The organism is Candidatus Effluviviaceae Genus I sp., from assembly GCA_016867725.1.
Taxonomy (GTDB): Bacteria; Joyebacterota; Joyebacteria; order Joyebacterales; family Joyebacteraceae; genus VGIX01.
The window spans coordinates 1-3,914 of record VGIX01000080.1 but is presented as its reverse complement, the minus strand read 5'-3'; the positions used below and the strand labels follow the sequence as shown (position 1 = coordinate 3,914).

Annotated in this window: 2 protein-coding genes; both read right to left on the bottom strand. The window is 72.0% G+C overall.

Annotation, left to right across the window (positions count from 1 at the left end):
- Window positions 1-3,155 (bottom strand): transcription-repair coupling factor (gene mfd, locus FJY74_09540; GenBank protein ID MBM3308555.1); only part of this gene is annotated, 3,155 nt, incomplete at its 3' end.
- Window positions 3,152-3,914: hypothetical protein (locus FJY74_09535; protein ID MBM3308554.1), on the bottom strand; the 763-nt coding region annotated here is incomplete at its 5' end. The genes FJY74_09535 and mfd, both read right to left, overlap by 4 nt.

Below are 3,914 nucleotides of genomic sequence, written 5' to 3'. Positions count from 1 at the left end.
TCCAGGAGCGAACCCACGTGCTCCGGCGGCGCGCCGAACCGGTCGCCGAGCTCCTCCGCGAGGCCGTCCAGGACCGCTTCGCTCGCCGCGTCCCTGATCCGCTTGTAGATGTCGATCTTCGTGTCGTGGTCGGCGATGTAGGAGTCCGGGATGTACGCGTCGGTCTTGATGTTCACGACGGCCTCGGGCTCCTCCGCGACCGCCTCGCCCCTGAGCTCCTGCACCGCCTCGCGAAGAAGCCGGGCGTAGAGGTTGAACCCGACGGCGAGCATGTGACCGTGCTGCTGGGCGCCGAGGATGTTCCCGGCTCCGCGGATCTCGAGGTCGCGCATCGCGAGCTTGTACCCGGACGCGAGCTCGGTGAACTCCTCGATCGCCGCCAGCCTCCGGCGCGCCGTCTCCGACAGCGCCTTGTCCCTCGGGATAAGCAGGTAGGCGTAGGCCCGATGGTTGGACCGCCCCACGCGGCCGCGGAGCTGATAGAGCTGCGCGAGCCCGAAGCGGTCCGCGCGGTTGATGACGATCGTGTTCGCGTTGGGGATGTCGAGGCCGGACTCGATGATCATGCTGCACACCAGAACGTCCACCTCCGCCTCGAGGAACCTCAGCATCACGGTCTCGAGCTGCCGCTCGGGCATCTGGCCGTGCCCCATGTCGACACGCACGGACGGCAGGAGGTTGCGCAGGTACGCGGTCATGGCGTCGATCGTCTGCACGCGATTGTGCACGAAGTACACCTGCCCGCCGCGGTCCACCTCGCGCATGACCGCCTCGGCGATGAGCTCGTCGTCGAACGGCGCAATCTCGGTGCGGACCGGCAGGCGGTCGCGCGGCGGCGTGTTGATCACGGACAGGTCCCGTGCCCCCACGAGCGACATGTGGAGCGTCCGGGGGATCGGCGTCGCGGTCAGCGTGAGCACGTCCACGGAGGCGCGCATGCGCTGGATGGTCTCCTTGTGGAGCACGCCGAACTGCTGCTCCTCGTCGATCACGAGGAGCCCGAGGTCGCGGAACTCGACGTCCTTCTGGATGAGCCGGTGCGTCCCGATGACGACGTCGACCTTCCCGCCCTTGAGCCGCGCCAGCACGTCGTCCTGCTCCTTGTCGGTGCGAAACCGCGAGAGGACGTCGACCGCGACCGGGTACTCCGCGAGGCGGTCGCGGAAGGTCGTGAGGTGCTGCTGCGCGAGGATGGTCGTCGGCACGAGCACCGCCACCTGCTTGCCGCCCATCACGGCCTTGAACGCCGCGCGGATGGCGACCTCGGTCTTCCCGAAGCCGACGTCGCCGCACACCAGGCGGTCCATCGGGCGCTCCGACTCCATGTCGGCCTTGATCTCCTCGGTGGCGCGGAGCTGGTCCTCCGTCTCCTCGTAGATGAAGGAGGCCTCGAGCTCCTGCTGCCAGACGACGTCGGGCCCGAACGCGTGGCCGGGCCGCGCGCGACGCGACGCGTAGTGCCTGAGCAGGTCGCGCGCGAGCTCCTGGACCGCGGCCTTCGCGCGCGCCGTCGTCCTCTGCCACGCGCCGGTGCCGAGCTTGTTCAGCTGCGGCACGACGCCGTCCTTGCCGACGTACTTCTGAAGGCGGTCCAGCTCGTCCGCGGGGACGAAGAGCTTCCCGCCGTCGGCGTACTCCACGACGACGCAGTCGAGCGCCCGGCCGTCCGCCTCGAGTCGCGTCATCCCGACGTAGCGGCCGATGCCGTGCGCGATGTGCACGACGTAGTCGCCCTCGGAGAGCGCCTCGAAGCTCGACAGCGGCGCGCCGCCGCGGAACCTGCGCCGCCGTCGGCGCCTGTACCGGTCGAAGATGTCGTGGTCCGTGAACACGACGAGCCCGGCCTCGGGCACCGAGAACCCCTTCTCGAGGCTCCCGATCTCGAGGGCGACGTCCGTCGCCGCGTCGCCCAGGAGCTCGCGCAGCCGCGCCACCTGGCCCCGGTTGTCGCACATCACGAACACGCGGTGGTCGCGCGCGAGCTCGGCGATGCGTCGCCTGAGGAGATCGAGGTTGGACGAGAACGGCTCCTGCGCGGCCGCGTGCGCCTCGACGCGCTCGCCGAAGTCCATGCGACCGCTCGCCACCAGCCCCGTCGCGACGAGCCGCCCCTTCGCGAGCCTCCCCGCGATCCTCTCGAACGGCGTGAAAAGCCGCTCCGGCTCGCACAGGGGCAGTTCCTCGTGGCGCTCGGTGTAGATCCGCGCCGCCTCGAGGAGCGTCTGCTCGGCGCGGTCCCACACCTCGTCCTCGCGCACGATGACGGCGCCCGTCTCCGCGGGGAGGTAGTCCACCAGGGTCTCTGCGTCGGGGTGGATGACCGGAAGGTACTGCTCCACACCGTCGAAGTGGAAGCGCGCGTCCAGCCCCTGCAGCAGGTGCTCGCGGTCCTCGGAGTCGGACGGATGACCCGCGGCGAGCCGCTCCATCAGCTCGCCGACGCCCTCGCCCAGCAGCACGACCTCGCGCCGCGGCAGGATCGTCGCGCGCTCAAGCTGCCTGAGCGACCGCTGGGTCATGACGTCGAACTGCCGCACGGACGCCACGACGTCGCCGTCCAGCTCGATCCGCACCGGATCGTCGTAGCCGAACGGCATCACGTCGGCGATGCCGCCGCGCACGCTCAGGTCGCCCGGCTCCTCCACGATCCGAACGCGACGGAACCCCATGTCCACGAGCGACCGCGTGAACGCGCCGAGGTCGAGCTCGGCTCCTTTCGACACGGTCCACGTCGCGTCGCGAAGGAGGCGCCTCGGGAGCGTGGCCTGCATCATCGCCCGCGGCGACGTGACGACGATGAGCGGCTCGCCGGCGGCGAGGCGGCTCAGCGTGATGAGGCGCGACTCGGTGATCGTGGACAGCGGGGAGCGCCGCTCGTACGGGAGCGTCTCCCACTCGCCGTAGAGCTGGACGCGCTCCTGCCCGAGGAAGGTGACGAGGTCGTCGTGCACGTGCTCGGCGTCCGACGGCGTCGGCGCCACGACGACCCACGCGTGCGGGAAGCGCGCGGCGAGCACCGCGGCGAGCAGCGACTTCGACGACCCGAGGAGGCCGCTCACCCAGAGGCGCGCCGGGCCATCCTGAAGAGCCCGCGCGATCCGCTCGAAGGGCTGCGCGCGGAACGCGAGCTCGGCGATCGTCCGACCGCTGCTCATGCGGCCGCCCCCCGGGGACGCGCGATGAGCATCTCGACTGCAAGGAGCGCGAGCGCCGCGTAGAGGAACACGCGCCACAACTCGCGCCCGCGCCGCGCCTCGAGGATCTGGCCCTCGATCGAGGCGTCCGGCGAGACGATGCGCGCGCCGGGCGCCCGGCGGACGATCTCCTCGCGGGCGGCCGCCGCCAGCGCCGACTCCTCCGGCGCCGCGTTCGCGACCGCGAGCACGCCCCGACCGCCGTCGCCGAAGCGATAGATGCCCGGCGCGGGCGTCCGCTCGAGCACGGCCAGCGCCGAGCGGCCCCGCGCGACGACCGGGACCGAGACCGAGGAACCGTCGGGCCGCTCGACCTCGACGCTCCCGCCGGCGACCGCGGCGACGGGCACGCGCAGGTCGTCGCCGACCGTGACCGAGCGGGCGCGCGCGACGACGACGCCGAGCCGCTCGACCAGCCTGTGGACGAGCGGCACGATGAGCCCGCTCGTCGGAAGGTCGCTCCACGCGGGATCCACGCCGCAGAGGAGCACCGCCGCTGGGCCGCGCCCGGGCTCGCGCGCGCCCGCCGCGGAGGCCGCCCGCTCTCCGCTCGCCGACGCGATCACGAGCATCGGCCCGACGCCGGGCGCCTCGAGGATCTCCTCCGCGCCGGCGAGCGTCGCCTCGAACCCGCGGCGCACGGCCACGTCGTCGATCAAGCGTCCGCCGAACACGAGCCCGTCGAGGATCGGATGCCCCTCGCCCGCCGGAGCGAGCCGC